This window comes from Pseudomonas sp. MOIL14HWK12:I2, from assembly GCF_000510745.1.
Classification (GTDB): domain Bacteria; phylum Pseudomonadota; class Gammaproteobacteria; order Pseudomonadales; family Pseudomonadaceae; genus Chryseomonas; species Chryseomonas oryzihabitans.
In genome coordinates, this window is record NZ_AZOA01000003.1 from 92,959 (window position 1) to 116,642 (window position 23,684).

Consider the following 23,684-nt stretch of genomic DNA (forward strand, 5'->3'; position numbering starts at 1 on the left):
CCTCAGGGCATCAGGCGCACAGCGCGCACCTGGGCGCCGGCCATCAACCGCAATTCGCGGGCGGTGGCCATATCGACCACCAGGGTGCCCGAAGCCAGGCGCGCGCGGGCGCTGGTGATGCGGCAGTCCTGGCACTTGCGGTTGTGGATCAGATAGACCTCGGCGTCATCGCCCGGGGTGCCCACTGCCAGCACCAGGCGCTGGCTGTCGCGGATCGCGCGCACCTTGGCGGTCTCGGCTTCCAGGGTCGGACCGGCATCGAAGATGTCGACGTAGCCCTGGTAATTGAAGCCCTCGGCCTCCAGCAGGCGGCGGGCGGCTTCGGTATCGGGGTGTACCTTGCCGATCACCTGGCGCGCTTCCGCTGACAGGAAGCAGGTATAGAGCGGGAAGCGCGGCATCAGCTCGGCGATGAAGCCGCGATTGCCGATCCCGGTGAGATAGTCCGCCTGGGAGAATTCCATCTTGAAGAAGTGGCGGCCCAGGCCCTCCCAGAACGGCGACTGCCCCTGGTCGTCGGACATGCCGCGCAACTCGGCGATGATGCGCTCGGCGAACAGCTCGCGGAATTCGGCGATGAACAGGAAGCGCGACTTGGACAGCAGGCGCCCGGCCGCGCCGCCGCGGCGATCCGCGCGCAGGAACAGCGAGCAGAGCTCGGAGCTGCCGGTCATGTCGTTGGCCAGGAACAGCGTGGGGATCTGCCGGTGGATGTCCAGTTCGCGCGAGGCGCTCACCGTCAGCCCGACCCGGTAGTTGTACCAGGGCTCGCGCAGGCCCAGGGCGGCGGCGATCCCGGCGATGCCGATGACCTCGCCGTCTTCTTCCAGGGCGAAGAGATAGTCCGCATCGGCGGATTCGGCCTGGCGCAGAAAGCTGCGCTCGGCATTTTCCACCCGCTGCGCCAGGCGTTCTTCGCTGGCCGGCAGGGTGGTGAGACCGGCGCCGGCCGCCTGCGCCAGCTGCAGCAGCGCGGGCACATCGGCACGGGTGACGGGACGGACGATCATCGGACCTCCAAAGACGCTAGGGTCGGCTACAGCGCTACCAGACGAACCCGGTCGCCTTCGGCGATCTCCAGGGTGGCGATCTGCTCGGGGGAAAGGACGACGGGCTCGCCAGGCGCCCAGCGCAGCGGCGTGGCCAGTGCCCGGAAGTTTTCCAGGCCGTCGTTGGCGATCAGGAACCAGGGCGCCTCCTCGCCGGCCGGGGCCCCTTCGCTCACCGGCGCTAGGCGGCTCTCGGCGATGGAGCGGATGGCCGTGGTGCGGGCGTGCAGGGTCGGACCGCCATCGAAGATGTCGATGTAGTTGTCGGTCTCGAAGCCCTCGCGGCTGAGGATGTCGAAGGTGATCTGCGCGCGGGGATGCACCTGCCCCATGGCCTCCTGGGCGCTGTCGGGCAGCAGGGGCACATAGAGCGGATAGGTGGGCATCAGTTCGGCGAGAAAGGTGCGGCTCTTCTGCCCGGACAGGCGCTCGGCGGCGGCGTAGTCCATATCGAAGAAGTTGCGCCCTACCCCGTTCCAGAACGGCGATTCGCCGTCATCGTCCGCCAGCCCGACGATTTCCACCACCACCGTTTCGGCGAAGCGCTCCGGGTGGGCGGCCATGAACAGCAGGCGGGCACGGGAGTTGAGTTCGGCGTGGGGGGTGTCGAGCAGCGGGCGCTGGACATAGAAGCTGCTCAGCACGCTGTTGCCGGTCAGGTCGTGACAGAGCGACAGCACATGCACCTTGTTGTGGATCTTCAGCTCGCGCGAGGCGTGGATGAAGGTCTCGTTGCGAAAGCTGTAGAAGGGCTCGGAGAAACCGGCCGAGGCGACGATGGCCGAACAGCCCAGCAGCTCGCCGCTGGTGGTGTCTTCGAGCACGAAGAAATAGCTCTCCTCGCCATGAAAGCCCACCTCGGCCGCCAGCGACGACTCCGAGGTGCGGATCTTGTCGCGCAACCGCTCGGGGTTGTCGGGCAGCGAGGTGACGCCAACCGGGCTATCCGCGGCGAGCCGCTGGACCAGGGGCAGATCCGCCGCGCGCGCAGGGCGCATTACCAGCATGAGAACTCCTTGTGTACGGATCCATCCCTGGATGCCAGCGGTACGCGTCCCGCGTCCGGAGATTAGCCTTGGGTGAGACGCGCCAGGGCGCGATCCAGGCGGGCCAGGCCTTCGTCGATATCGGTCTCGGAGATGATCAGGCTCGGCGCCATGCGCAGCACGTCGGGACCGGCCTGCAGGATCATCAGACCCTCTTCGTTGGCGGCGGTGACGATGTCCTTGGCGCGCCCCTTCCAGCTGTCGTTGAGCACGGCGCCGATCAGCAGGCCCAGCCCGCGGATCTGCTGGAACAGGCCATAGCGGGCATTGAGCTGCTCCAGACCGGCGACGAAGCGCTGATGACGGGCAGCGACACCGGCCAGGGTTTCCGGGGTGGCGACGATGTCCAGCAGCGCGGCGCCCACGGCGCAGCCCAGCGGGTTGCCGCCATAGGTGCTGCCGTGCACGCCGGCGCTGAAGTGCTGGGCGACCTTCTCGGTGGTCAGCATGGCCGCCAGCGGAAAGCCGCCGCCGATGCTCTTGGCGGTGGTGAGGATGTCTGGCACCACGCCATAGTGCTGGTAGGCGTAGAGATGACCGCTGCGACCGACCCCGCTCTGCACCTCGTCGAAGATCAGCAGGGCGCCATGGGCATCGCACAGGCGACGCGCGCCTTCCAGGTAGGCCTGGTCGGCCGGCAGTACGCCGCCCTCGCCCTGGATGGGTTCGAGGATGACCGCGCAGGTCTTGTCCGAGACCACGGCTTCGAGAGCGGCCAGGTCGTTGTAGGGGACATGGCGGATGCCTTCGATCTTGGGACCGAAGCCATCGGAATACTTGGGCTGACCGCCGACGCTGACGGTGAACAGGGTCCGGCCGTGGAAGCTGTTGGTGGCGGCGACGATCTCGAAACGGCTGCCGCCGCTGACGTCATGGCCATAGCGACGGGCCAGCTTGCAGGCCGCCTCGTTGGCTTCGGCGCCGGAGTTGGCGAAGAACACCCGGTCGGCGAAGGTGTGGTCCACCAGCTTGCGCGCCAGGCGCAGGGCAGGCTCGTTGGTGTAGATGTTGGAGACGTGCCAGAGCTTGCCGGCCTGCTCGGTCAGGGCGTTGATCAGCGCGGGATGGCCATGGCCCAGGGCGCTGACGGCGATGCCGCCGGCAAAATCGACGTATTCGCGATCGGCCTGGTCCCAGACGCGGGAGCCCTCTCCTCGCACCGGAATGAACGCGGCGGGGGCGTAGGTCGGGACCATCACCTCATCGAAGGCGGCGCGTTGCACGTTGGGTTGAGAAGCGGACATCGGGGTTCTCCTGCCGATCACGGCGGTGACTGAGGGGGATTGTAGGACGGCCTCCAGGCGCGGCATTGCGCCCAGGCGACAACTATTTACGGGCGAAAACGCAAACGGGCATCCGATTCGCAGTCTAGCGATTCGGACGCCCGTTCTGGAAGGGCATGGACGTACCTTCGGGTACGCCCGGCAGATCAGTTGGGCGCGACGCGGCTGGTGCCGTTGACGGTCAGGATGCGCACCCGCTCGCCCACGCGGAAGATCTCGCCCTTGTTGACCGCCTGCACATAGGCGCGGGAGCCGCCGTCGTCTTCCTTCACGGTGATCTCGACCCCGTTGGCCTTGGTGAAGCCTTCTTCGGTGGCGGCACCCAGCAGGCCACCGGCCACTGCACCGATGATGGCGGTGACGAAGCTGCCACGACCGCCGCCGATGGCGCTACCGCCAATGCCACCGACCACGGCACCGGCCCCGGCGCCCACCGGCGACTTGGTGCCCTCGATGGTGACCGGGCGCAGGGCGGTGATGGTACCGGTCCGGACCGTCTGCACCTGCCGCGCCTCATCGCGCGAATAGACGTCGCCGGACTGATCGGAGGCGCAGCCGGCCAGCAGGGCGACGGCGGTCAGGGAGGCGGCGAGCTGAAGGACTCTGTTCATGGGGCAACTCCAAGGGCAGTTGAAAGACACTGGCCGTACCGGGCAGCGGTACTGGCGCAGATCGCTATTATCCTTGACCCAGGGCGTCCGGGGAGGTTTCCGGCGACTGTAACGCCGGTACCTTGCGAACGCCTTAAGGTGCCAGGCGCTGGCGCTGCCACTCGCCTTCCACGCGCCGGTAGTCCAGCCGGTCATGGAGGCGGCTGGAGCGGCCCTGCCAGAATTCGATGCGTTGGGGCATCAGACGATAACCACCCCAGAACGGCGGGCGGCTCGGCTCACCGTCGGCGAAGCGCTGCTGCACGGCGGCCAGGCGCTGCTCCAACTCGTGACGATCGGCGATGACCTGGCTTTGCGGCGAGGCCCAGGCACCCAGGCGACTGCCCAGCGGGCGGACCCGGTAGTAGGCGTCGGATTCCTCGGTAGAGACCTGCTCCACCAACCCCTCGATGCGCACCTGGCGCTCCAGCGCCGGCCAGAAGAAGGTCATGGCCGCACGGGGTTGCCTGGCCATCTGCTGGCCCTTGGCGCTGTCGTAGTTGGTGTAGAAGACGAAGCCCTGGGCATCGACGCCCTTGAGCAGCAGCACGCGGCAATGCGGCTGACCCTCGTCATCGACGGTGGCCAGCCAGCAGGCGTTGGCTTCGACGGGAGGCTGCTCGGTGCGCACCGCCTCTTCGAACCACTGCCCGAACAGGGCATAGGGATCTGCGGGCGCCTGGGCTTCGGTCAGGCCGTCGCGGGTGTAGTCGCGACGCATATCGGCGAGGGACGGTGACATGAAGGTCTCCTGCTAGGTCGTTGTCGACCTAGCTTAACCAAGTCCCGCCCCGCTCGCCTGCTTCAGGACAAGCTTTGCAGCTAGCGCGCGGCCAGGGATTGCAGGCTGGCCAGCACGGTGGCGCGCGGCTGGATCAGCACCTCGACGCGGCGGTTGGCGGCGCGGCCGGCGGCGGTGGTGTTGTCGGCACGTGGATGGGCGGCCGCCAGACCCCGTACGATCAGGCGATTGCCGCTGTAGCCACTGAGGCGGAAGATCGCCGCCACGGCCTGGGCGCGCTGCAGGCTGATCTTGTCGTTGAGCGCGGCGGCACCGGTGCTGTCGCTGAAGCCGAGCACGATGACGGCGCTGTCTTCATCCACGCTCACCGACTTGGCCGAACGCGACAGCGGGCCGAGCATCACCGGCAGCAGCATCTCGGCGCGATCCGGGTTGAAGGAGCCGTCCACCGGGGTCACCAGCACCAGGGCATCGTCGCGACGCTCGACCTTGACGTTGCTGCCGGCCACGGCGACGCGCAGCTTCTGCTCGTGCTCATCCAGCCAGGCCTTGCTGACCTTGACCGGTACCGGCTTGAGGACTTCCGCCTTGGCGACGGGCTTCACGTCTTCGCTGCCGAAGGGCCACCACCAGTGACTGCCCTTCTCGCCGGCCGCAGCGGCCTGCTCCGGCTTGGCCGCCGGCGCCTTCGCCGCGACCTTGGTTTCAGCCTTGGGCTCGGCGGCCTTGGCCACCGGCTTGACTGATTCGGCCGCCTTGTCGCTGCCGCCGAACGGCCACCACCAGTGGCTGCCACTGGTGGCGGTGCTGGCCTGGGCATTGCCCGGCTTGGCGGGGGCGGCGGCCTGGTCGCCATTTCCCTGGAAGGAGCTGCAGGCGGATACGCCCATGCAGAGAATGAGGGTGGTGGATTTGATCAGCTTCATGCAAAGTTTCCCATCGGCGAGCCGGAGGACAGAGTGAATCAATGCCCCGGCCAGAGCCGGCGGCATGAGTGAACTTAAAGTAGTTTCGAGATTGTGGCCGCAAACCTACGCCGGGCAAAGCGGTGGAGTCACGAAATTTGCGTATCCGCCGACCAGTGGCGTGTCTTGAGCCACGCCTCGACCAGATCCATACAGGTCAGGCGACAATCGAGATCCGTGGGCGCAAGGTCGCCCGACCAGCAGGAGGCTTGGGCATGGACGACTTCATCGATGTCGCGACCCTGAAGGAACTGGCCGCCACCGCTGCAGCCATCACCCAGGCCTGCCATTGCCAGCAGCGGGATCTGTCGGGATGGACAGCCTGGCCAGTGGGCTATCGGGAAGCGGATTTCGCCCGAGTCGGCACCCTGGCGCGCCATGCGCCCGAGGAGTCGACCCTTGCGGAGTATCACCCGACGGGCACTCACTACTGGGCTAGCGCCGCCCCGATCGCGCCGCGTTTCTATCCCTGCAACCAGAGCACACTGTGGCGGTGCCTGGGCTGCCAGCGGCTCTACCTGCGACATAACGATGACGGTGCTTACCACGTAGCACCGCGAATCCGGCTGCTGCAGCCGACGCTGATCGTCGATGCCGCCCACGCCGGCGACGGGCGCGACAGCACGGCGATCTGACTACGCCAGTGCCAGCCGGCCTCTGCGCTGAAGCTGCTGCCAGCGGCCTGGCACGACGCCCGTACCGAACTGGTGGTCGCCTCCCCCGTCGCCTGGAGCGACGCCTTCACCCTCGCGGGCGCTCTAGCATGCGCCCCCTGGAATTCCTTCGCGTTAGCTGAGGCGCAAACCGGGAATTAAGCCCACAATAGGCACCGCGTATCCCGCGTGCGGGTGTGCGCCCATCAACGGTAGAAAACCTGGTCCCAGCAATACGATGGCTACTACAACTCGAACGGGCGTCGCCTGGTTTGTCGACGGCGCCTACGCCCTGAGCGCCTGGAATGGTTCGGTATATGGCGCCAAATTCGACTATCTCAAACTGCGGCTTTTCATCGAGCAGGATGCGGGCGAACCCATCGGCGACGCCTACTACTTCAACTGCGACAGCGATCCGCCCACCGTCGCCCAGACCAACTTCAACAAGTTTCTCAGCTCGGCCCCACCCAAGGGCGCCGGTCTCAGGGTCAAGCTCTACTGGCTGCAGAGCAAGGCCCACGAATGGCCGGCCTCGGCAGGCGGCGGCCCGATCCTGCATCCGGTGACCGGCGAGCAGTACACCACCAAGAGCCAGAAGGGCGTCGATGTCGGCCTGGCCTTCAACCTGATGCGCTCCCATGCCAAGCGCGGCTGGAAGAAGCTGTACCTGGTCGCGGGTGATGGCGATTTCCACGAGGTGGTGCAGTACCTGGTGGAAAACGAAGGGGTCGAAGTCACGGTGATCGGCGCGCACTTCTCTATCAGCGGCGAGATCGCGCCCTATGTCCGGGTGATCGAATTCAAGGACATCGAGGCGGCCATCGCCCGCTAGCCGCCCGTCGCGAGGCCCTTACAGGCACTCCCCCACCGCGCGCGCCAGGGCCTGGGCGCGCGGATCCATCAGCACATAGGGGCCGAGGGTGTTGGTGACGAAGCCAAAGGCCACCTCGCGCTCCGGATCGGCGAAGCCGGTCGAACCGCCCGCCCCCGGATGGCCAAAGGCCTGGGGTCCTAAGCCGTAGGTGGCATTGGCCTGGTCGGGCTGGTCGAGCATGAAGCCAAGGCCGAAGCGGGTCGGCGTGAGTAGGGTGCGGTCCTCGCCCTGGCTGTGCTCCACCAGGGCCTCGCTAAGCGTCTCCCATTCCAGCAGATCGCCGGCCAGCAGACCGGCATAGAAGCCCGCCAGGCTACGCGCATGGCCATGGCCGTTGGCGGCCGGCTGCTGGAAGCGGCGCCACTCCGCCTTGTTGGTGCTGGTGAGCACCCCGGACGGATTGCCAAAGGCCAGGGTCGGCAGCGCCGCCGGATCGCTCATGGTCGTCTTGAGCAGGCGCTGCGCGGCGGCGTCGCCCAGCACGCCTTTTCCACGCACGATATGGGCGACGCGTTCGTCTTCGCTGGCCGGCAGGCCGATGTGGAAATCCAGATCCAGGCGCCCGGCGGTACGGCCGACGATGGCCTCGCCCGGGCTACGGCCATCAGCGCGCCGGATCAGCTCGCCGAGCAGCCAGCCAAAGGTGATGGGCGCATAGCCATGGGCGGTGCCAGGCGTCCACCAGGGAGCCTCGGCGGCGACCGCGGCGGTCATGGTGTCCCAGTCGTACAGGGCATCCCCCGCCAGGCGTTCGCGCAAGGCGGAAACGCCGGATCTGTGGCTGAGCAACTGCCGCAGGGTGATGTCGGCCTTGCCGGCGGCGGCGAACTCCGGCCAGCGTTCGGCGACCGGGGCATCGAGGGCCAGCTTGCCCTCCTCCACCAGTTGCAGCGCCGCCACCGTGGTGAAGGCCTTGGTGCAGGAGAACAGATTGAGCAGGGTATCGGTGTGCCAGGGCGTCTGACCGTCCTTGTCGGCCATGCCGCCCCAGAGATCCAGCACCGTTTCACCGCCGACCTGGACGCACAGCGCCGCGCCGCGGGTCTGACCGGCCGCGAGCAATTCGGCGAAGGCTTCGCGGACGGATTCGAATCTCAGGTCATGGTAGCCGTGGACGGTCATGGGGGCTCCTGGGGGTATTAGGTGTTTACCGATAGCGCTGACAGGGAGTTTGGATAGGATCGCGGCCATGGGCCGCTCCTACGGTTAGGGTTACCTGTAGGAGCGGCCGCACCGGCGGACCGCCATGGCCACGAATTACTGGATCTCCCGCCGGAACGGCGGCAGCGCATTGAGGATGGCCTTGCCGTAGCGCTGGGTCACCAGGCGGCGATCCAGCAGCGAGATGGTGCCGCTGTCCTGCTCGGTGCGCAGCAGCCGGCCGCAGGCCTGGATCAGGCGCAGCGAGGCGTCGGGCACGGCGATTTCCATGAAGGGATTGCCACCGCGCGCCTCGATCCACTCGGCGAGGGCGGCTTCCACCGGATCGTCGGGCACGGCGAAGGGAATCTTGGCGATGACCACGTGCTCGCAATAGGCGCCGGGCAGGTCGACCCCCTCGGCAAAGCTGGCCAGGCCGAACAGCACGCTGGCCTCACCGTCGTCGACGCGCTTCCTGTGCTTGTTCAGGGTCTCCTGCTTGGACAGGTTGCCCTGGATCAGCACCCGCTTGCGCCAGTCGCGCTCCAGGCCGTCGAAGACGTCCTGCATCTGCCGCCGCGAAGAAAACAGCACCAGGGCGCCACGCGCGCCGTCGAGCATGGCCGGCAATTCGCGAACGATGGCAGCGGTGTGCTCGGCGGCGTTGCGCGGATCGGCCTTAAGATCCGGCACCCGCAGCACCCCGGCCTCGGCATGGCGGAACGGACTGGGCACCACCGCGGTGGCTGCCGAACGCGGCAGTCCGGATCTCATGCGAAAGCGGTCGAAGGTGCCCAGGGCGGTCAGGGTCGCCGAGGTCACCAGGGCGCCATAGGCGACGTTCCACAGGTGGCGGCGCAGCATCTCCGCGGCGAGGATGGGGCTGGCGTTGACCTCGATGTCGTACAGCGAACCCGTTTCGGCGAGGGTCATCCAGCGCGCCATGGGCGGGCTGTCTTCCGGATCCTCGCAGGTAAAGGCCGTCCACAGTTCCCAGTTGCCCTGGGAACGCGCCAGCAGACTGCCGAACAGCGGATACCACTCCTCGGCCTGGTAGCTGGCCAGGCCGATGCTGGATTCGCCGTCCATGGCCTGCTTGAGCATCTCGGTCAGGCGGGTGAAGAGGTCGGTGAGCTTGGCGAAGCCTTTCTTGAGCTCGATACCCATTTCCCGCAGGTCTTCGGGGATCACCCCGCCGACGAATCTGTGCCGCGGCCGCTCGCGGCCTTCCATGTCCTCACCCGCGCGGAAATCCGCCAGCGCCTCGCAGGCGGTGAACATGAATTGCTGCTGGGTGCGGATCTCCCGCGCCAGTTCCGGCACCTGCTCCACCAGCCGGCCGAGATCGCCCGGCAGAGGGTGCTGGCCAAGAAGCTTGGTAAGGTTCTTGGCGATCTGCTCCAGCCACTCGGCGGTGGATCTCAGCCGGGTGAAATGGGCGAAGTGGCCGATTGCCTTGTCCGGCAGGTGGTGGCCTTCGTCGAACACATAGAGGGTATCGCGGGGATCGGGCAGGATGGCGCCGCCGCCCAAGGCCAGGTCGGCCAGCACCAGGTCATGGTTGGTGACGATGACATCGACCTTGGTCATGCCTTCGCGGGCACGATAGAAGGCGCACTGCTGGAAATTCGGGCAATGGCGATTGGTGCACTGGCTATGATCGGTGGTGATGCGCGACCACTGGACGTCCTCGATGGCCTCCGGCCAGCTGTCGCGATCGCCGTCCCAGCGATTGCCGGCCAGGCGCTCGATCATCTTGCCGAACAGTTCGTTGGACGCCTCGTCCACATCGATCTTGAAGCCATCCTCGGCGAACAGCTGGGCTGTGGCGTTCTGCGCCTGGCCCTCCTGCAGCAGCATGTCCAGCTTGGACAGGCACAGGTAGCGACCCCGCCCCTTGGCCAGGGCGAAGCTGAAGGACAGGCCGCTGTTGCGCAGGATGTCCGGCAGATCCTTGTGCACGATCTGCTCCTGCAGCGCCACCGTCGCCGTGGCGATCACCAGGCGCTTGCCGGCCGCCTTGGCCGCGGGAATGGCGGCCAGGGCATAGGCCACGGTCTTGCCGGTCCCGGTGCCCGCCTCCACCGCCACCACGGCGGGCTCGCCTTCGCGATGCCCCTCCTCGTCCTGGGCGATGGCACCCAGGCCCTTGGCGGTCTCCGCGATCATCAGCCGCTGGCCATAGCGTGGCTTGAGCGACTTGGCTTCGAGGAAACGCGTATAGGCGCCCTGGATCTGGGTCTTGAGTTCGGTGCTGAGCATGCCTGGTTCCGGGCGATGGCGAAGCAGCGCCACGTCCGACGGACGAGCGCTGTATGCATCTACAGTAATGGATCTTGGGCGCTATGATAACGCGCCTGTCGTCAGGATGCGCCCGACGTTGAGGTCGCAGGCCGCTCAGGCCACCGGCAGCTGCGGCGGCAGCCGATGAAAGGCGCCAAAGATCAGCAGGCTCAGGCGGTCGAGCCAGGGATGGCGACGCAGGCGCAGGGCACGACGACTGGCGAAGACTTCACCCAGATGCAGGAGCAGCAGGGCCAGGGCCACCAGGGCGAGCAATTGGGGGAAAGGACGAGCGAGAGGCAGAGCGATGGCGGCGGCTGCGGCGAGCCAGAACAGCAGGAGAAGAACTTTGCCGGTAAGGGACAGGGTTTTCATGGATTCCAGCAGGAGGACGAGATGGATCGGACCATAACGCCTGGAGCCGGAAAAAGTAAAGGCGGCGGACCAGGGTCCGCCGCCGATGCATCACTCGCGGTCGATCTGGATTTCGACGCGGCGGTTGGTGGCGCGGCCTTCAGCGGTCTCGTTGGTGGCGATCGGCTGACGCTCGCCCATGCCCTTCACGGAGACGATGCTGGCTGCCGGCACACCGGCCTGGATCAGGTAGTTGCTGACCGACTTGGCGCGACGCTCGGACAGACGCTGGTTGTAGGCGTCGGTACCCTTGCTATCGGTGTGGCCGGTGATCGACAGACGGGTGCTGGCGGCTTCGCCACGCAGACGACCGGCGATACCGTCCAGCTGAGCCCGGTCTTGAGCATCGATGGCGGCGGAGTCGAAGGCGAAGTGCAGATCACGGGCGGTGATCACTTCCTGCTTCGGCAGCGGGGCCGGCGCGGGAGCCGGTGCGGGCGCCGGAGCCGGGGCCGGAGCGGGCTCCATGCGGGCGACCTGTTCGTTGCCCTTGCCATGCACCCAGCAATAGGCGCCGGCGGTGGTACCTATGCCCAGGGCCGCCATGCCGGCGACGTTACCGCTCTGGGTAGCGCCGGCCGCACCGCCGACCAGCGCGCCGACCGCAGCGCAGACCGGCCAATCGGATTTCTGTACGCCGCCCGCACAACCAGCCAGCACGGTGCTTGCCAGGATGAGGGGTAAAGCTGTCCTTGCGATGCTCTTGCTCATGAAGGGGTCTCCTATAGACCAGGTACCGCGAGTTGTGCTCGTCTTTCGTTTTATGGCGCTGTCAGACTAATGGTGGCGTACACATCTTGACAACGCTGGTTGCTTAGTCAATCGCGATTTGATTAGGGTTCCCTTAATGGCAAACATATTCTCGTCCCGTACCCCGCAACAGGCTCTGGCAAGCCTGCTCGAGCACCATCAGCCCAGGCGCCTGCTCTGTGTGGCACGCGAACCGCTGCCGGCGCTCGCGGCCTATGCCGAGGCCCATCCGCACTGCCAGCTGGTGCAGGCAGCGGTGCCTCTGAGCGACCCCAGCCTACTGGCCGAACGCTACGATCTGGTGATCCTTGCCGACTGCCTGGAACATCTGCCACTGCGCCAGGGGCGCGAATTGCTCGGCGGCCTGCGCAACCTCAACACCTCGCGCCTGGCGGTGCTGGTGGACCTGGCCGCCAGCGAATGGCAGCTGACGGATTTCTACGCCCTGGCCCTGCAGGCCAGCGAGCGCTTCGCCCGCGACGGCCAGGTGGTCACCCTGTTCAGCTATGATCTGCACGACTACAAGCAGGTCCCGGACTGGCTCAATGCCAAGTTCTGGGCCAATCCGCAGAATTTCGGCAAGTACTGGTGGTGAGATGCAACCCATGGCCCCCTGCCCCTGTGGCTCGGATCGTCCGCTCGGCGACTGTTGCGGCGTCTTTCATGCTGGCACGCCGGCGCCCGATGCCGAGCGCCTGATGCGCTCGCGCTACAGCGCCTATGTGCTGGGGCTGATCGACTATCTGGTGGCCACCACGGTGCCTGTGCAGCAGGAGCAGCTGGACAGGGAAGCCCTGACGGCCTGGAGTCTGGGCAGTCGCTGGCAGGGGTTGCAGGTGCTGGAGCATCGCCCCGAGCCGGGCGATCCTGATCATGCGCGGGTCAGCTTCGTGGCGCGCTGGGAGGATGGCCGCGGCGCCCATCGCCATGAAGAGCGCTCGGGCTTCGTCCAGCGCGGGGGGCGCTGGTACTTTCTGGATCCGACCGTACGCCCGCTGCCGGGTCGCAACGACGCCTGCCTGTGCGGCAGTGGCGCCAAGTTCAAGAAGTGCTGCGCCGGCTTCCTGTAATGCCGTCCGCGCCTATTCCCTGACCAGCGTCAGGTGATCGGTATCCGGGACCGCCACGGGTAGCGGCTCGGAGGCCGGGCCCAGATCGCTGCCCACCGGCGCCAGACTCAGGTGCGACAGATCGACCCGCGGCGGCGCCACCGGTGCGGCCTCGTCTTGGAGATCGGCGCCCACCGGCGCCAGGCCGAAATCCGGCGCCTGGACGTCGACGAAGGCCGCCATCACGGCATCGCGCGGGGCGACCGACAGGGATCCGCGCTCGGCGGACGGTGGCGTGGCGGTCGCCGTGGCGGGCGGGATCGCTTCCCGCGACTCGGCGGGTGCGACAGCCGGCTCGGCCGTCTCGGCCATGGGCGCCACCTCGACCCGCGCCCCGGCCTGGGCCAGGGTGGCGCGATAGCGCTCGGCGGTAGCGGCGTCGAGGCGATTCTTGATGATCATGCGACGCCCGGAAAAGAGCACGGCGATGCGCTGTTCATCCGCCTGAAACAGACGCATCAGATTCTGTCGGGTCTGCTGCGCATCAGCGCCAGCGACCAGCTCGCCCTGGAAGGCGATTTCATAGAGCACGGCGGACATGACGACCTCCTCGGTCACGGCAAGAGCTGCAGGATGCAACGTCGCGCCGGAGGGGTCCAGTCCGCATGGTCGCCTGGCCCAGGCGTTTTTACGCAAGAGTAGCGGATATTTATGGAATAAAACGATATGTAGAAAGAGAAATCAAACTGTATTTTAAATAGTCTCTGGACCGCCAATAAGGCGGTTTTTATTTACTAAATTTTAAACAAGATATTTGATTCACTCTTTACTTATTCGAATTAAATGATACGATATTTATACAACAACATTAATAAATATGAAACCGATACTTTTAAAAATAGCTTTATTCCTCGCTCCCCTTCTCGCTTTTCAAGCTCACGCTGATTCGTCTTTTACTTCTGAAAAATTCTGTGAAAGCTATGGTGCGAGCTAGACCACACCTAGACTTCGCTATGCGTTAGTACGTCAGCCGAACACATGAGCATAGTTAGCACTGGCAAAACTTAGACGAGCTGCTGTATCGAAATGGAGTGAGAAAAACCGCCTAAGCTGCGTTCTTTTCGCGTCTAGCTGGCTTCCCTACCCTCTTCCGCTAGGACTTTTCGTCGTCGTATCGCTTCCATACGAAACGCCTACCCTTGGTCAGGAAAAGCTCACGCATTCGCTTAGCCCCTCTAGCTCTTCACTTTTGGTGTCAACACCAAAAGCTTCAAGAAACTTCCTCGCAAAAATATCCTTTGGCCCCTCCTTTCCTTCCTCTTTATTAAGGACTCTTGAAATTGAGCTTACGAAAAGGTCGGCAATTTGCATGAGAGGCGAAATGCTAGAATCCTCAACTTCAACTATGTCCACGTAAACATTTCCGTGAAACAAGTTTCTAGAAGCATTTTGCAATTGAAATTCGATTTCCATCATGGAAAGTTTGTCTTTAGAGGCCTCTTCAGCATCTTTCCTAAACTGAAGATTTCGAGGGAGCACGGCTCTCCCTGACTTATTTTCTTCTGTAATACCACGAATGACCATGTGGTAAAATAGTTTATTTAAGGTATCGTCTACGTTATAGAGACCACTTCTTAAAACAGCCAGACCCTTAAATGAAATAGAAGAAGAGTTTTCGATTATTGCACCTAAAAGTGCTTCGTAGGCTTCAAGATTACCTTTGCTAATTTCCTTGAAATGCATTTCACCCTTAAATCCGATTTCCTTTTTCTTTTGATTAATTGCAGCCGTTATTTTAATTGTTTCATAGCTTCGTAAAACCCAAAGACTCCCAACAAGCAAGTATTTGCCAGTTTTACCGCTTTCATCAGCATAGATGCAGTACACTGGATGCGAAGGCCTCACTTCAAGGGCTCGCTGCTTTTCTTCTTCTTCAAGTTTTCCCCGGTACTTTCGAACCTCTGGTGAAGCGATGAATAGTCCTAGTACATTCTGTACTACGGCGCGGGCACGTGCAATTGAGTGAAGTCTTTGTAGCTTTGGATAATTTTCGAACGAAATGTCACCGCCACCATATAAATCAGACTGGAAGGTTTTCCAATAGATTATTTGGCATTTAACATCCGAATCTCGGGCCTGGGGGTAGTGATTCAGAATCCAAGCAACTCTGTCGGTTACTCGACTTGGACTATTGCTCGCAATTGCTGAAAGAACTCTTATCTTTTCCGCCTCTCTGTCCATTCCTTTTTTCAGAGGCGCAATTAGAGGCTCTTCTTGGGCTTCTTCGTCGGAGAGTGTCATGCCGATATCCTTCATCTCGATTCCCTTCATCTGCAAGGCATTAACTACATTCCAGCATTGACCCTGAATGATTTCTCGTCAACTCCTAAGCCTAGTCACCTGTCACCCATAGCCTATCGCCTATCGCCTTTTACCCCCACGGAAGGGTAGAGAGCTGGTATGGGGATAGGCGGAACAAAGACGCTTGCCAAAACGGCCCAAAAGTGGAAAGCGCAGACCGAGGGCGTGGTAGACCTGAGAGCCCCGACCGAGTGGAGTGGCTACTGCGGCGAATGCCTGTTGAAGAGTTTTGAGCATGGGGAGCGAGCTAATGAGCCAAAGCTACACAGCCAGCATGGCCCAACTCTGGCGGGTGAGAGCCTAGTAGCCAAACGCCATAGGTGAGCGTAAGGTAGCAAGCGAACCGGGTGAGGCCGAAAGCCTCACCTATCCCAAGTGGTTGACGCCACTCACACTCTGTCGAAAGCGGAGATACTCCTCTATGCCTACCAATCCGTCCTACTCTACCTTCTTCACCACTATCTATGACGAGCCACAGCAGCTCGGGAAAATCGGTGGTGGCTCCCATTATTCGATTCTCCGATGCTCTGAATGGACCGATGAATGTCTCGAACGTACTGAGACAGGAAATGTTCATGACCTCTGTGTGATATGGGACTCAGACCACGACACTCGAATCATTGAAGTCCTCGAAACGATTTATATGAAAGGGGGACTCTCTCCAGTATTGTTCGTAGCTGAAAGAAAAGGGGGAGTCACTTTTCTATTGAATTCTGCATTCACCAAAGCTCACCCGACCAACAAATATGATTGGTCAAGGAAAGTGAGAGAAGTATGCAGAAACGTCAGCCAGGGAGACCATTGGTCTGTTGACGTGGCAGTTTTTAATAAGGCGCTGGATTTTGGTGCGCAGGATTTCAAACAAATCATACCCGAGAACGATGTAGTCATTGAGTCATATCTTAGGTTTATTGATTCGAATTGGAACCTAGGGGTTTCGCCCTATTTCAAATACGTCTCATCTTTTTCAGATGAATATGAAGACGATTGAATCCTGACAGAATAAAAAAGTCCCTTGATGGGGGCTTTTTTATTGGATTGCATTAAACGAAATACTGCCATTTTCCATGTGCCAAAGCTGTTCTGAGTTCAAGGTAACTGTCTTCTAATCTAAATGACTGAATAGCGTTGTAGCCGCTGTGGGCCTTCCCCTGGAGCGTGAGCCTTCCCCTAGAGCGTGAGCCTTCCCCTCTGGAGCGTGGGCCTTCCCCTGGAGCGCGGGCCTTAACCTGTGCCGCTTGTCAGAATCAAACAACCCAAGCTATGGAGTCAGCAAACCGGGCTGAGGCATAGTGAAGCTGTTCAAGCAGAGCGGTAAGGCACGGTGAGCAATGAAAAAAGAGCAGTTAGAAACGATTGAATGGGAATGCAAGCACGGTCTCTACTTTATCGAATATCCGCACAATGTGTCGTATGGGGTGTGGAAAGACGCTGAGGGTAAGCACCATTTCATGTCGGGAATGAATCTTGACCACTTGAAGGCATGCATACGTCTCGTAGAGAAGGGTGCGGATTACCTTGCTGGAAGCAGACGCGAGAAGGCCGTGATTCGAGCGCTTGAGCCTTTGGTGCAAGACAAACTTGGCGAGTTGAAAGAAGCTTTTAGAAAGAAAGCTGGAATATAATTTTTCTATGTTTGAGACAGCCCCTTTTAGGGGCTTTTTTTAGGGGCTTTTTGACATTTCGCAATGGCGGGTTATGATATTCAGACTAACAACCTGTTTTCTCATGAACGCAACGTATCACTGCAAAGTATTAGCAAACGCTCTTTCAAAAATGAGCGGAATCGGCGATTCTGGCTATGACGATTTGAATACTCAAAGAGCGATAGCGACCCAGATAAAAAGCGCTAAATGGAAAGATTATCTAGACGATTCAGAGACGGTTTTTCAAAAATCAAATGGCGTTGTTACTCTCATTGTTGTAGTCGTCTAGCAGGAGGGACGCCAGAGAAGCCGCCGCCGAGGCGTTTTTTTTGTGCCTGTTGTCTGCCCTTCTGCCCTATCCTCCAGAGCTGTCGTATCCTGCGGAGGCCACTGAATTCAATGGAACCGCTATGTCTATCCTTGCCAATGCAGTCTCTTCGATACAGTTGGGGGTAGACGATTTTCGCCTTGCCCAGCAAGGGGACGAAGCACGCGCCCTATCCGCCATTCGCAATCTGACTGCCGGACTGCTGCTTCTGTTTAAGGTGAAGCTGCAAGAGCTGAGCCCTGAAGGTTCGAATGAGGCCCTACTGAAAGCTCGGCTAGTGCTTCAGAAGAGCGCGGACGGCTCCCCTGGTTGGGTGGGCAAAGGCAACGCCACTGTTGACGTAGACGAGATGATTAACCGCCTAGACGGCCTAGGAATCAAGGGAATCGATTGGTCCCTATTAAGGCAGCTTCAGAAGATTAGGAACGACGTCGAGCACTACTATACAAAGGAGCCCGTATCCCAGGTGCTCCAAGCGATTTCAGCGTCCTTCTACCTTCTACGGCAGTTCGTGCCCACTCACCTCAAAGAGAGCCCGGTGGATCTCCTGGGTGCAGACGTGTGGTATTTCATTGTTGAACAGCAAGAGTTCTATGACGCAGAGGTGAAAGCTTGCTGGGACGCGCTTGAAGGCGTCGAGTGGCCGCTCCGAGCAATACGCGACTCGCTGCTGTTCATGCACTGTCCAGAATGCCAGAGTCAGCTTGTCCGCCCTTTGGACCCGTCTATAGCCCCGCCGAATACAAGCTTTGTATGTACGAAATGTCACGAGCAAACCGAATGGACCGAGTTTGTCGAGCCTGCGCTCACACAGCTATTTGAGGGTCGGGACTACGTTCGTTTGAGCCAGGGCGGCGAGCCGGGTCTAGCTGACTGCTATGAATGTGGAGAGCATACATTCGTCCAGGACGAAGCTCGGTGCGCAGCCTGCTTAGCTGTAGCTCGCGTTGGTGATTGCTGGCGTTGTGGCAATGAGCTGACTCGCGAAGAAATAGAGATGCACGGTAGTCTTTGCGATTATTGCAATTATCAACGTGAGAAGGTAATGAGGGACGATTGAAAAAGGGAGCGCTCCGCTCCCTTCCAGAAAAGCTTTATGGCCTTTGAACGTCCAAGGTTTTTTCGCGCACAAAGCTTTCTATTGTGTAGCCGTGTTCGAATACGTTGATAGGTACGTCAAGCAACGGTGCGGCTTTTTTAAGCTTATCGAAATGCTGATTGAAGCTAAGCACTGTTCCATTTCTGAAAATCAATGTGATATAGAAGCTGTCTTTCGCATTTTCGACTTTGCCGTTTCGAAAGTAGATTGCGTGTAGATACTGACTCAGGAGTATATTCGTTCTAATACGTACCATTTCGTCGCTTTCCAAGCTCTCAAGAAAGCTGGCGTCTGCTTTTGCGAATCGGTCTGTTCTGCGCTCTTCTTCCAAAATCGCGAATTGAGCTATATCCCTTTCCTTTTCGAGCTGCTTGACTGTTTTCTCTGCTGCTAGGATTTTGGTCGTATAGGTATCCGGTATCTCACTGCCAATCTCAAGCAAGCTATCAAGCATTTTTGATAGCGAAGCTTTTGCTTTCTGGGCAATCTCAAGCTCGCCGGCTATCGAAAGCAATTTTTTTTGCTGGCTAGCGTCATGGCTTTTGTTTTCTTGAATGACCTTATCAAAATCGAAGTGGTTGCTAGCTTTAAAAAATTGGCGAGAAACGCATTGTACGATGTGCTTAGGGTTTTTTTCGCCAACGCACTGCCCCCGTTACTCCCCAAACAAACTAGATAGCGGTATTTGGTATCGCCGCCACCCAGCTTTTGGAATCTCAATGAATTTCCGCAATGCGCACATTTTGCTATACCAGCAAAAATATTTTCGTTCTGGCTCTGCTTTTTACCGCCTTTTGCTTTACGCTCGAACATGACGTTTCGAACGTAGTTAAGCTCATTCTCGGTTATCACAGCGGGATACACATTCTCCAACTTTCGCCATTTTTAGCGTATTACATGCCAGAGGTTTCGCTGTCATAAATGGCTCTAACAGACTGGTAATGGCCTATCAGCATATCATTCCGCAAAAGGTGGCGAATGTAGTTTGCATTCCAGTTTTTCGCGGGGTTTCCAGCTTCATTAAGAAGCTTCGCTGCTTTCTTCGCTCCTACCCCACGCTGCGATAGCAGCTCCAGAAGCTCTTTTATTTGCTCTACCGCGTGTTGCTTAAATTCGTAATTTCCACTTTCGTTTACTGCCAACCAAAATGGGCAATTTTTGGTGAGCGCGGGATACACGCCTGTAGCTAGGCGGTTTTGTTTTTCGCTATTGATACGCTGCCGCTTTCCTTCCCAGTTCGAAAGGCTGCGCTCTGATTTAGTTTTGCTTTCGTTATGCGCTCGCTCGTTGATGACAGCTATCTGAATAAGCTGTTCAAGCTGATTAGCGTCTTCAATGTCATACGTTTTGCCGTCCGAAAGCGTATGAATCTTGATTTTTTGGCGAAGAATGTTCGTGATGATTTCGATGGTATCGAAACCATTTTGACGAGAAATCCGGTCGAAACCCTCGACAATTAGGATACTTCCTTTCTCGATCTGACCCTGACGCACCTTTTCAAGGAATTTAGCGAAAGCGGCTGTTTTGATATTTCGCGAGTTTTTGCCCCGAAAGCTGGAGATTCCGAGGTCTTCAATCGACTCGACGATTTCCGCGTTATTCCGCTCTAAAAAGCGCTTAATTAGCTCGTTCTGACGCCGTACAGAGTCGCCGCCGAAGGCTTCTCCCTGCCCTGCGGTGGAGTAGCGGAGATAGCTGTATGTCTTTACCTTTCCCGCTGGGGTGAGGGCTGGCGGAGTGCAATGCTGCGTCATGTTATCCTCTGCGGGCCGCGCTAGTGCTGAGCTTTGCTGGGCTGTGGCGTTTTTTACAATACAGCTAGTTTAGTGCTTGTTAAACTGCGCAGAAAACGGGAGTGCCGCATGCTTCGCCAGGCCTTGTTCATCACCCTGCTCGGCGTCCTGCTGAGCAGCCTTGGCGGTTGTACCTACATCGGGCGCAACTATGAGGAGCCCCAGGTCGAACTGACCGGCGTGGAGCTGATCCGCGCCCGGCTGTGGAGCCAGGACTTCGTGCTGCACTTCCGCGTCCAGAATCCCAACGACAGCGCCCTGCCCGTGCGCAGTCTGGCCTATACCGTCTACCTGAACGACCTGCTGCTGTCCCAGGGGACCGCCAACCTGCATTCGTCGGTGCCGGCCAACGGTCAGCGCAGCTTCTCGGTGCCGGTGCAGACCAATCTGTGGCGCTACGTGAAGGACGTCGGTCGCATGCTGGAAGACCCCAACCAGCCGATCAACTATCGGCTGCGCGGTCGGGTGAAGACCGGCTGGCTGTTCGGGCGCAGTGTCCATTTTTCTCGCCAGGGGCAGTTCGTGCCTGGCGCCTACATCCCGGAGTTATGAGATGAACCAGCACGTCCACGGTCCCGATTGCAATCACGACCATGACCACGATCACGGCCATGCCCACCATGTGCACGGCCCGCACTGCAACCATGGCCCGGCCCAGGAGCCGGTGCGCAATCCGCTGAAGGAAGTGGGTCGCAACGATCCCTGCCCGTGCGGCAGCGAGAAGAAATTCAAGAAGTGCCACGGCGCCTGATCGCGCCTTGAGCGACGGGTGAGGCCCTGCCCTCACCCGCTCCGCGACCCTGGCGCCTTACCAGGGCTGTCCGCCGCGTTGCGACTCCAGCCGCCGGATGAATTCCTCCAGCACCAGGGCGTAGAGATCGTCCTTGAGCACCAGGTCCTCGACCCCGCAATCGATGTTGGGGTTGTCATTCACCTCGATCACCGCCAGCTTGTCGCCCGCCTGTTTCAGATCCACGCCATAGAGGCCATCGCCGATCAGGTTGGCGGTGCGTACCGCCAGCTCGACCACCGCATGGGGCGCGTCCTGCACCGCCAGGGTGCGGAAATCGCCACTGACCTCGGTGGCGCTGGCGCTGTGGTCATAGATCTGCCAGTGCCCCTTGGACATGAAGTACTGGCAGGCGAAGATCGGCTCCTGGTTGAGCACGCCGATGCGCCAGTCGTATTCCGTATAGAAGAATTCCTGGGCCAGCAGCAGTACCGAACGCTCGAACAACTCGGCGCTGGCCTTGCGCAGCTGCGCGGCGTCCTCGACCTTGATGACGCCACGGGAAAAGGAGCCATCGGGAATCTTCAGCACCAGCGGAAAGCCCAGGCGTTCGCCGAGGCCTTCGAGTTGGCCGGGATTGTCCTTGTAGAGGATCTCGGTCGCCGGCATGTCCAGCTTGTGGGCACGCAGCAGGTCGGCCAGATAGACCTTGTTGGTGCATCTCAGGATGGAGCGTGGATCGTCCATCACGACCAGGCCTTCGCTTTCGGCCTTCTTGGCGAAGCGATAGGTGTGGTGGTCGATGGCGGTGGTCTCGCGGATGAACAGGGCATCGAATTCGCCCAGCCGCGCGTAATCCTTCTTTTCGATCAGCTCCACGTCCAGCCCCAGGTGCTTTCCGACGCGCACGAAGTTCTTCAGTGCCTTGGCATCGGAGGGCGGAAAGGCTTCCTTGGGGTCGTGCAGGATGGCCAGGTCGAAGCGGTACTTCTCACGGCGCCCCGGCTTGAGCCAGACGCGGCGACTGAAGCCGTCGAGGGCGTTGGCGAAGAGGTCTTCCTGCTGCTCGTGCAGCTTGTGGATGCTGCCCAGCTTGAGGCCGCCAATGTGCCAGCCGGCGCGGTCGCGGCGGAATTCCACCAGCAGCAGCGGGCAGGGAAAGGCTTCGAACACCTGGCGCGCCAGGTCCTGCAGGGGCGCGATGTCGGTGTTGCCGAAGTAGAGCGTGAGGGTGAAGCCATCGGCGCTGCCATAGGGATGACCGGCCAGCGCCTTGGTCAGCAGCTTGTCCAGGTCCTCCAGGGCCAGGCCGTAGAGCGACTTGCGCGCCAGTTCGCTGATGGTGCGCACTGAGGGGATGACCTTGTGCCCGCGGGCTTCGGCGAGCAGCGAGCAGTAGTAGCCGTGGCCGAGGTACTTCTGACTACGGCACAGGTTGATCACCTGCACGCGCTTGCCATTGTCCTGTTCGTTGGATTGCTCCAGGTATTCCTGGGCGGTGATGACGTCTTCGCTGGGATAGTAGGACGACCAGTCTTCCTTGCGTTCCACGACGATATACAGCTTGCTCACTGGACCTCCTGGTTGCGGGGCGTGGTCCCGGCGGAAACCCGGATGCCGCCGGACCACTCCAACTGTTGTAACGCGGGTGCTATTAACCGTTGCTTAACCATGCCAGGCTGCCCGCTCTGCTCCAGGAGAATCCTTCGCGATGAGTTTCATGCTCAGGCCCGCCGGGCTGGACGATCTGGCGGCGCTGGTCGATCTGGAAGCCCGCTGCTTCAGCTATGACCGCCTTTCCCGGCGCAATTTCCACTACATGCTCACCCGTGCGAACGCGGTCCTGATCCTGGCGGAAAATGACCGCCAGGTGGCCGGCTACGCCCTGGTACTGTTCCACCAGAACACCTCGCTGGCGCGGCTCTATTCCATCGCCGTCGATCCCGAGGCCCGCGGTCATCGCCTGGGCCAGCGCCTGCTGGAGGCTGCCGAAGCCGAGGCGGTGGAGCGCGATTGCGCCTACCTGCGCCTGGAGGTCCGGCCGGACAACGCCGCCGCCATCGCCCTTTACGAGCGCAACGGCTATCTGCCCTTCGCCACGGTGGAGGATTACTACGAGGACCACAGCCAGGCGCTGCGCTTCGAGAAGCGCATCCGCCAGCCGCGCGAAGGCCAGGCCCGCCCGGTGCCCTTCTATCGCCAGACCACCGATTTCACCTGTGGCCCGGCCAGTCTGCTGATGGCCATGGGCGCCCTGCAGCCGGGCCGCCCGCTGGAACGGCGCGAGGAACTGCGGCTGTGGCGCGAAGCCACCACCATCTACATGACCGCCGGCCACGGCGGCTGCGGCCCCCATGGCCTGGCCCTGGCCGCGCTGCGCCGGGGCTTCAAGGTCACGCTGCAGGTCAATACCCGGGGGCCCCTGTTTCTCGACGGCGTGCGCAGCGAGGAAAAGAAGGAGGTGATGCGCCTGGTGCACGAGGACTTCAGCGCCGAGGTCAAGCAGTCGCCCATCGAGCGCCTCTACCGGACGCGCCTGGACATCGCCCATTGGGTCGACCAGGGCGCCTTTCCGCTGGTGCTGATCAGCTCCTTCCGCCTGACCAAGGCCAAGGGGCCGCACTGGGTGCTGGTCACCGACTGCGACGAGGATTTCGTCTACCTGCACGATCCCGATGTCGACCACAGCCAGCATCGCCGCGAACTGGATTGCCAGCACATCCCCGTGTCCCACGCCGAGTTCGACAAGATGAGTCGCTTCGGCCGCGGCAAGCTGCGCGCGGCGGTGATCCTGCGCACCGGCTGAACCCGGGGTTGCGACGGACGTCG

Annotated in this window: 26 protein-coding genes; 10 read left to right on the top strand and 16 right to left on the bottom strand. The window is 61.1% G+C overall.

Annotated features, from left to right (window positions below):
- Nucleotides 1–2: 2 nt before the first annotated feature.
- The 6 genes from astA to PSK12I2_RS0100470 form a co-directional block, all read right to left on the bottom strand.
- Complete coding sequence (astA, locus tag PSK12I2_RS0100445; RefSeq protein WP_027596866.1) at nt 3–1,010, bottom strand: arginine N-succinyltransferase; 1,008 nt, start codon at nt 1,008–1,010, stop codon at nt 3–5.
- A gap of 26 nt (nt 1,011–1,036) precedes the next feature.
- Nucleotides 1,037–2,056: an arginine/ornithine succinyltransferase subunit alpha gene (gene aruF, locus PSK12I2_RS0100450; RefSeq protein WP_027596867.1), complete on the bottom strand. Its 1,020-nt coding sequence runs from the start codon at nt 2,054–2,056 to the stop codon at nt 1,037–1,039.
- A 62-nt stretch (nt 2,057–2,118) separates the two neighbouring features.
- Nucleotides 2,119–3,339, bottom strand: coding sequence for an aspartate aminotransferase family protein (locus tag PSK12I2_RS0100455; protein WP_027596868.1), 1,221 nt, complete (start codon nt 3,337–3,339; stop codon nt 2,119–2,121).
- Between the two features lie 185 nt (nt 3,340–3,524).
- Nucleotides 3,525–3,989 (bottom strand): membrane protein, encoded by a 465-nt coding sequence (locus PSK12I2_RS0100460; RefSeq protein WP_007159112.1) that lies wholly within the window; start codon nt 3,987–3,989, stop codon nt 3,525–3,527.
- Nucleotides 3,990–4,122: 133 nt separating this feature from the next.
- Nucleotides 4,123–4,770 (bottom strand): pyridoxamine 5'-phosphate oxidase, encoded by a 648-nt coding sequence (pdxH, locus tag PSK12I2_RS0100465; RefSeq protein WP_027596869.1) that lies wholly within the window; start codon nt 4,768–4,770, stop codon nt 4,123–4,125.
- A gap of 80 nt (nt 4,771–4,850) precedes the next feature.
- Nucleotides 4,851–5,696 (bottom strand): OmpA family protein, encoded by an 846-nt coding sequence (locus PSK12I2_RS0100470; RefSeq protein WP_027596870.1) that lies wholly within the window; start codon nt 5,694–5,696, stop codon nt 4,851–4,853.
- A 254-nt stretch (nt 5,697–5,950) separates the two neighbouring features.
- Here PSK12I2_RS0100470 and PSK12I2_RS0100475 point away from each other — a divergent pair, with 254 nt between their 5' ends.
- Nucleotides 5,951–6,370 (top strand): hypothetical protein, encoded by a 420-nt coding sequence (locus PSK12I2_RS0100475; protein WP_027596871.1) that lies wholly within the window; start codon nt 5,951–5,953, stop codon nt 6,368–6,370.
- Between the two features lie 256 nt (nt 6,371–6,626).
- Nucleotides 6,627–7,220 carry an NYN domain-containing protein gene (locus PSK12I2_RS0100480; protein WP_027596872.1) on the top strand — a complete coding sequence of 198 codons (594 nt, stop codon included), beginning with the start codon at nt 6,627–6,629 and terminating at the stop codon, nt 7,218–7,220.
- Between the two features lie 18 nt (nt 7,221–7,238).
- On the opposite strand, the gene PSK12I2_RS0100485 is transcribed toward PSK12I2_RS0100480, so the two are convergent.
- The 4 genes from PSK12I2_RS0100485 to PSK12I2_RS0100500 form a co-directional block, all read right to left on the bottom strand.
- A complete protein-coding gene (locus tag PSK12I2_RS0100485; protein ID WP_027596873.1) occupies nt 7,239–8,384 on the bottom strand; it encodes an EstA family serine hydrolase in 1,146 nt (381 codons plus the stop codon).
- A 135-nt stretch (nt 8,385–8,519) separates the two neighbouring features.
- A complete protein-coding gene (gene dinG, locus PSK12I2_RS0100490) occupies nt 8,520–10,664 on the bottom strand; it encodes an ATP-dependent DNA helicase DinG (RefSeq protein WP_027596874.1) in 2,145 nt (714 codons plus the stop codon).
- Nucleotides 10,665–10,799: 135 nt separating this feature from the next.
- On the bottom strand, nt 10,800–11,060 hold the full coding sequence (locus PSK12I2_RS0100495; protein WP_007159119.1) for a DUF1145 domain-containing protein: 261 nt from the start codon (nt 11,058–11,060) through the stop codon (nt 10,800–10,802).
- A 90-nt stretch (nt 11,061–11,150) separates the two neighbouring features.
- Nucleotides 11,151–11,810: an OmpA family protein gene (locus PSK12I2_RS0100500; RefSeq protein ID WP_007159120.1), complete on the bottom strand. Its 660-nt coding sequence runs from the start codon at nt 11,808–11,810 to the stop codon at nt 11,151–11,153.
- Nucleotides 11,811–11,946: 136 nt separating this feature from the next.
- Here PSK12I2_RS0100500 and PSK12I2_RS0100505 point away from each other — a divergent pair, with 136 nt between their 5' ends.
- Complete coding sequence (locus PSK12I2_RS0100505) at nt 11,947–12,444, top strand: DUF6231 family protein (RefSeq protein ID WP_027596875.1); 498 nt, start codon at nt 11,947–11,949, stop codon at nt 12,442–12,444.
- A gap of 1 nt (nt 12,445) precedes the next feature.
- Nucleotides 12,446–12,919, top strand: coding sequence for a YchJ family protein (locus PSK12I2_RS0100510; RefSeq protein ID WP_027596876.1), 474 nt, complete (start codon nt 12,446–12,448; stop codon nt 12,917–12,919).
- A 12-nt stretch (nt 12,920–12,931) separates the two neighbouring features.
- Here the strand turns inward: PSK12I2_RS0100510 and PSK12I2_RS0100515 are convergent, their stop codons facing one another.
- Both PSK12I2_RS0100515 and PSK12I2_RS24450 read right to left on the bottom strand, forming a co-directional pair.
- Nucleotides 12,932–13,498, bottom strand: a complete 567-nt coding sequence (locus tag PSK12I2_RS0100515; protein WP_027596877.1) for a hypothetical protein — start codon at nt 13,496–13,498, stop codon at nt 12,932–12,934.
- 603 nt (nt 13,499–14,101) lie between these two features.
- Complete coding sequence (locus tag PSK12I2_RS24450; protein ID WP_256203928.1) at nt 14,102–15,199, bottom strand: DUF3800 domain-containing protein; 1,098 nt, start codon at nt 15,197–15,199, stop codon at nt 14,102–14,104.
- 481 nt (nt 15,200–15,680) lie between these two features.
- Between PSK12I2_RS24450 and PSK12I2_RS24775 the strand changes: the two genes are divergently transcribed.
- The 3 genes from PSK12I2_RS24775 (at nt 15,681) to PSK12I2_RS25000 (ending at nt 18,293) form a co-directional block, all read left to right on the top strand.
- On the top strand, nt 15,681–16,250 hold the full coding sequence (locus PSK12I2_RS24775; protein ID WP_156930110.1) for a hypothetical protein: 570 nt from the start codon (nt 15,681–15,683) through the stop codon (nt 16,248–16,250).
- 340 nt (nt 16,251–16,590) lie between these two features.
- Complete coding sequence (locus PSK12I2_RS0100520; RefSeq protein ID WP_027596878.1) at nt 16,591–16,884, top strand: hypothetical protein; 294 nt, start codon at nt 16,591–16,593, stop codon at nt 16,882–16,884.
- Nucleotides 16,885–17,315: 431 nt separating this feature from the next.
- Nucleotides 17,316–18,293 (top strand): hypothetical protein, encoded by a 978-nt coding sequence (locus PSK12I2_RS25000; protein WP_177324630.1) that lies wholly within the window; start codon nt 17,316–17,318, stop codon nt 18,291–18,293.
- Nucleotides 18,294–18,327: 34 nt separating this feature from the next.
- On the opposite strand, the gene PSK12I2_RS0100530 is transcribed toward PSK12I2_RS25000, so the two are convergent.
- From PSK12I2_RS0100530 to PSK12I2_RS23520, 3 genes are all read right to left on the bottom strand, one after another.
- On the bottom strand, nt 18,328–18,846 hold the full coding sequence (locus PSK12I2_RS0100530) for a hypothetical protein (RefSeq protein WP_027596879.1): 519 nt from the start codon (nt 18,844–18,846) through the stop codon (nt 18,328–18,330).
- Nucleotides 18,834–19,145, bottom strand: a complete 312-nt coding sequence (locus PSK12I2_RS24780; RefSeq protein ID WP_156930111.1) for a recombinase zinc beta ribbon domain-containing protein — start codon at nt 19,143–19,145, stop codon at nt 18,834–18,836. Before PSK12I2_RS24780 ends, PSK12I2_RS0100530 begins: the two co-directional genes overlap by 13 nt.
- Before the next feature lie 80 nt (nt 19,146–19,225).
- Complete coding sequence (locus PSK12I2_RS23520; RefSeq protein WP_037007449.1) at nt 19,226–20,086, bottom strand: recombinase family protein; 861 nt, start codon at nt 20,084–20,086, stop codon at nt 19,226–19,228.
- 108 nt (nt 20,087–20,194) lie between these two features.
- On the opposite strand from PSK12I2_RS23520, the gene PSK12I2_RS0100540 reads away from it, so the two are divergent.
- Entirely contained in the window at nt 20,195–20,677 is a 483-nt protein-coding gene (locus PSK12I2_RS0100540; RefSeq protein WP_027596881.1) for an LEA type 2 family protein, read from the top strand.
- Between the two features lies 1 nt (nt 20,678).
- The gene (locus PSK12I2_RS0100545; protein WP_007159125.1) at nt 20,679–20,876 is read left to right on the top strand and encodes an SEC-C metal-binding domain-containing protein; all 198 of its coding nucleotides are present in this window, start codon (nt 20,679–20,681) and stop codon (nt 20,874–20,876) included.
- A 57-nt stretch (nt 20,877–20,933) separates the two neighbouring features.
- Here PSK12I2_RS0100545 and PSK12I2_RS0100550 read toward each other — a convergent pair whose 3' ends face one another.
- Nucleotides 20,934–22,427 (bottom strand): RimK family protein, encoded by a 1,494-nt coding sequence (locus PSK12I2_RS0100550; protein ID WP_027596882.1) that lies wholly within the window; start codon nt 22,425–22,427, stop codon nt 20,934–20,936.
- A 139-nt stretch (nt 22,428–22,566) separates the two neighbouring features.
- On the opposite strand from PSK12I2_RS0100550, the gene PSK12I2_RS0100560 reads away from it, so the two are divergent.
- Nucleotides 22,567–23,661: a GNAT family N-acetyltransferase/peptidase C39 family protein gene (locus PSK12I2_RS0100560; protein ID WP_027596883.1), complete on the top strand. Its 1,095-nt coding sequence runs from the start codon at nt 22,567–22,569 to the stop codon at nt 23,659–23,661.
- The last annotated feature ends 23 nt before the right edge of the window (nt 23,662–23,684 follow it).